The 3,857-nt window shown below is 71.2% G+C and carries 4 protein-coding genes; all 4 read left to right on the forward strand.

Annotated elements, in window-relative coordinates:
- Positions 1–547: 547 nt before the first annotated feature.
- Positions 548–820 (forward strand): hypothetical protein (locus tag UK94_RS72395; RefSeq protein WP_235490912.1); only part of this gene is annotated, 273 nt, incomplete at its 3' end.
- A gap of 603 nt (positions 821–1,423) precedes the next feature.
- On the forward strand, positions 1,424–2,296 hold the full coding sequence (locus UK94_RS31695; RefSeq protein WP_055752740.1) for a hypothetical protein: 873 nt from the start codon (positions 1,424–1,426) through the stop codon (positions 2,294–2,296).
- The gene (locus UK94_RS31700) at positions 2,293–2,679 is read left to right on the forward strand and encodes a pilin (protein WP_055752741.1); all 387 of its coding nucleotides are present in this window, start codon (positions 2,293–2,295) and stop codon (positions 2,677–2,679) included. The genes UK94_RS31695 and UK94_RS31700 overlap by 4 nt, the downstream gene beginning before the upstream one ends.
- Positions 2,680–2,865 (forward strand): hypothetical protein (locus tag UK94_RS72400; RefSeq protein WP_235490914.1); only part of this gene is annotated, 186 nt, incomplete at its 3' end.
- Between the last annotated feature and the right edge of the window lie 992 nt (positions 2,866–3,857).

A 3,857-nucleotide genomic window follows, 5' to 3' on the forward strand; every position in this document is an offset into this window, starting at 1 on the left:
ACAGACAGCTCGAGGAAGCCCTGATCAGCGGCGCCGACCCCCTGCAGGTCGCCGCCGTCTTCGGTGTCTGTGACGCCACCGCGATCCGCTACGCCGACAACGCACGCCAGCTGCTGACCCGCCCTCACGAGAACGGCCCCTCGGAATCACCGTGAACCCGAGCGCCCGGACCGGCAAACCCGCCTGACCACCACTTGGGTTCGGGCTGAACAACCTTCGGATGGCGTGAACCCACGGACTTTGCGAGNGGGGCGAACAGCANCATATCGGAGTGCACCCTGCGGGCCACCGTCGCGGCCGGCAGCGGGGTGGGTGGCTGGTCGAGTTCGTCGAGGGGGNCTTCCAGCAGGACGACCCGGTCGAGCAGCGCGAGCCCGTGGCGGGCGGTGGCGGCGGTCAGGTCGCCGGTGGGGTCGATCAGCCGGCCGGCGATGCTGTCGCTGCGGGTGATCACGGCCAGTAGGCCGGCGGGACTGACCAGACGGGCCCATGGGACACCTGGCAACCAGCCGGTCCGCGTCGGTTTCACGACAGTGACGACCAGCGGATGTCCCTCGGCGTCGGGCTCCCGACCGGGTGCCGGGTCGAGTCCGGGTCTGGACCCCGCCACTGTGTGGGTTGGGCCGGCGGGCCCGGTACGGACCCGGACGCACCGGTCGAGTCGGGCGACGGCCCAGACGGTGTCCCCGAGCCCGTCGGAGGCGTCGCCCTCGGCGACGTCGCGGCGTGGTCCGGCTTCGTCCTGGGGCGGCGCGGTCAGCAGCAGGACCGGGTCACCGGGCCGGGTATGGGTCACGACGAGCTGTTCCACAGCGGCTNCNAGCCAGCCGGCCGGCGGCCGGCCGGGGCTGGGGGGAGGGCACGGCCAGACGGTCNCCGGCCGGCCCGTGGGGACGACAACGCGGTCGTCGCGGTCAGGGTCGGATACGGGCATCAAGAGGTGTTCCTTTCACGGCGGAGTGTTTTCGCGGCCGTGAAAGGAGACCGTCTGCTGGGCATGTTCCGGACACCAGTCCGGCGACCTTTTTCAAGATTTTTCTCGCTGGGCAGGGCCTAGTCNGACCGGACTATTGATCGCTGGCAGATCGCTGGGCAGCGCTCGGATGGCCCGCTCGAAACNTTTTTCAAGATTTTTCTCGCTGGGGTCATTGTCGGCTGGCCGTGCTGCCAGCTGGGATGCCCAGCGATCTTCCTAGATGTCACAGCGTTGCAGCTCACAGCCCTGCTGTGCAGGCTTGGGCCGCCGCTGGTGTCGGCCCGGCTCCGAGGCTGGCGGGAACACCGAAACAAGATCCCTGGGATTCTGCTGGGCGCCAGCGGGCTCCACTGTGCATTCACTGGGAGATCGCTCTGGCTTTTTGCTGGGCACGGCGTGGCGTCCTTGGAGCTGTCCACATTTCCGTGACAGCGAAGGACGGCAGTAATGCCCGACGAAATGTCTTCACTTCCTCCACGACCGGCCGGCCGGGGTGTGTCCGCGTTGCCGCTGGCGACCTTGCGGGACTGCTTTGGCCTGCTGGTCGCGGGCCCCGCGCCGCTGGCGCTGGACGGCTCGCTGGTGGCGGGTCTGCCGGAGCGGCTGGTGGCGTTGGACGAGCTGCGCGACCGGCTGCTGGCCGTCTCCTGCCCACAGCCCGTCCGCGACGCCGCCTGGGCGGTGGTGATCCGCCGCTCCCGTCGTTACGGCGGCGCGTGGACGGTCGGCGCCGCCGGCATGGCGCTGCCCGCCCTGCGCGCGGTCTGCGCCCGGCTCGGCGGGCACAGCGACCTCGACACCGCCGACATGCAGGCCGAGGTGCTCACCGGGTTCCTCGAAGCGGCGGCCACTGTCCGCCTGGACCTGCCGCGGATCGCGGTGCGCCTGCGGTGGGCGGCTTACCGGGCCGGGCTCGCGTTGACCGTCCAGCAGCGGGAGACCCCTTATCCCGACCCGGACCTGTTCCAGACCGTCGCCGCGGCCGAGGCCGCGTGGTCCGGTCCGGGCCAGGCCGGTCCCGAACAGGTCCTGGCCGATGCGGTCGCGGACGGGGTCCTGACCGACACCGAAGCCGATCTGATCGGCGCGACCCGCCTGGACGAGATGCCGATCAGCGCCTGGGCCGCCCGCCACGCGACGGCGCCCCGCCGGGCCTCCCGGCTGCGGGAGCGGGCCGAGCAACGCCTCGTCGACCACCTCACCGGCCCGGCCGGTGCCAGCCGGGCTCCGCGCCGGCCACATCCACCGGCCGAGCCGCCGCCGGCCCGGCGCGCCGCATCCCCTCGGCCGGCAGGTGCGCTCGCGGAGGTACCGGCATGACCTCGACCGCCGCTCGACCCGAGGCCCGTCCTGCCCGCTGCGCCCTGCTCCGCAGGGCGGTGGTGCTTACGGCGGTGGTGCTCGTGCTCGTCCTCGCTGGCAGCGTGGCGGCCTTCGCCGCGCCACCTGCGCCGGCCCCGGCGGTCGCGCCGGATCTGAAGACGGTCCTGGACAACATCCGCAACTGGATCATGGGGATTCTGGCGCTGCTGGCGACCGTGTTCCTCTCGATCGGCGGCGTGCGCTACCTGATAGCGGGCGGCGAGCCCGGCGAGGTCGGCAAGGCTAAAGATTCCTTCCGCCACGCTGCCTGGGGCTACGGGCTGGCTGCGCTCGCCCCAGTGGTTGTCGAGGTGCTCAAGCAAATAGTCGGGGTGGCATAGATGGACGCCGCCGTCCCGGCACCCGGCGCACTCCCGGGTGGTGCGCCGAGCGTCTCCCGCGTTGCGACGGACCGTCGACCTGGTCGTGCCCGGCGCCGGCGGAGCCGGAGGGTGCGGCTTGCCGGGACGGCGGCGTTCGCGTTCCTGCTGCTCGTCGCCTTTCCCGCGCTGGCCGTCGCCGATCCCNCCCCGGCAACAGTGCCGTCCGCAGCCCTCTCAGGTGGCCGTCCCACGCCGGACCCGCAACCCGGCCCGTCCCCCCAGCCCCCCGCCGACACCACCGGAACCTCCCCGACGTCGCCCGGCTCGCCGGCGGGCAGCCTGCCCTGGGCCGCAGACGTGCCGCCCGCCGGCACCGACACCCCGCCCTCGGACGGACCCGCCGACGGTGCGGGAACCGGAGCGGCTTCTCCGCAGCCTTGTGCGGCAGACGACCAGGACTGCATTCCTCAGCCGACGACTCCACCGCCCCCGACCGCGCACACCACCCCGACCGCGCCGGACACCGGCGGCGACGGGGGCGGCGGTGGCATTGTCGGCTGGATCNCCCGCGGTATCACCAGCGCGATCAACAGTTTTTTCCGGAGCCTGGTGACCGCCGCTCTCAACCCTTTGTTGGACCTGCTGGGCCGCACGCTGCTGACCACACCGAAACCATNGGAGCTGCCGNCCATCGGCGAGCTGTGGACAACCTCGTGGGGCATCGCCGTCGCCGCCTACAGCATCCTCATCATGATCGGCGGTATCACGATCATGATGTTCCAGTCGGTGCAGGCCCGGACGTCCATCAAGGAGATCGCTCCCCGCATTCCCCTAGGGTTCCTGGCCGCGACCCTGTCGCAGTTCCTGGCCGGTAAGGCGATCGAAATCGCGAATCCGTTGCCCNCCGCGATCCTCGGGCAGGGACTCGACCCGGACACGGCCTCCAAACAGTTGCGGAACATCATTCTCGGCGCGATCGCGCCACCGGTCGGGCCCACCGGCGCCACCGGTGTCGTCAACCGAAGCATCTTCGTCATCTTTCTGGGACTGTTTCTCGCTGGCGCGATCGTCGCCTTGCTGTGCACCTATATTGCCCGGGTCACGGTCACCGTGGCGTTGATCGGAGCCGCACCGCTGGCACTCGCGGGACACGCTCTACCGCAGACCGAGAAGGTCGCGTACTGGTGGTGGAAGGC

It is taken from the genome of Frankia sp. AvcI1 (assembly GCF_001420875.1).
GTDB classification, from domain to species: domain Bacteria; phylum Actinomycetota; class Actinomycetes; order Frankiales; family Frankiaceae; genus Frankia; species Frankia alni.

What these genes read in the sequence shown, in the direction of transcription:
- UK94_RS31695 (WP_055752740.1), top strand. Translation starts at nt 1,424, where the DNA reads ATGCCCGACGAAATGTCTTCACTTCCTCCACGACCGGCCGGCCGGGGT.
- UK94_RS31700 (WP_055752741.1), top strand. Translation starts at nt 2,293, where the DNA reads ATGACCTCGACCGCCGCTCGACCCGAGGCCCGTCCTGCCCGCTGCGCC.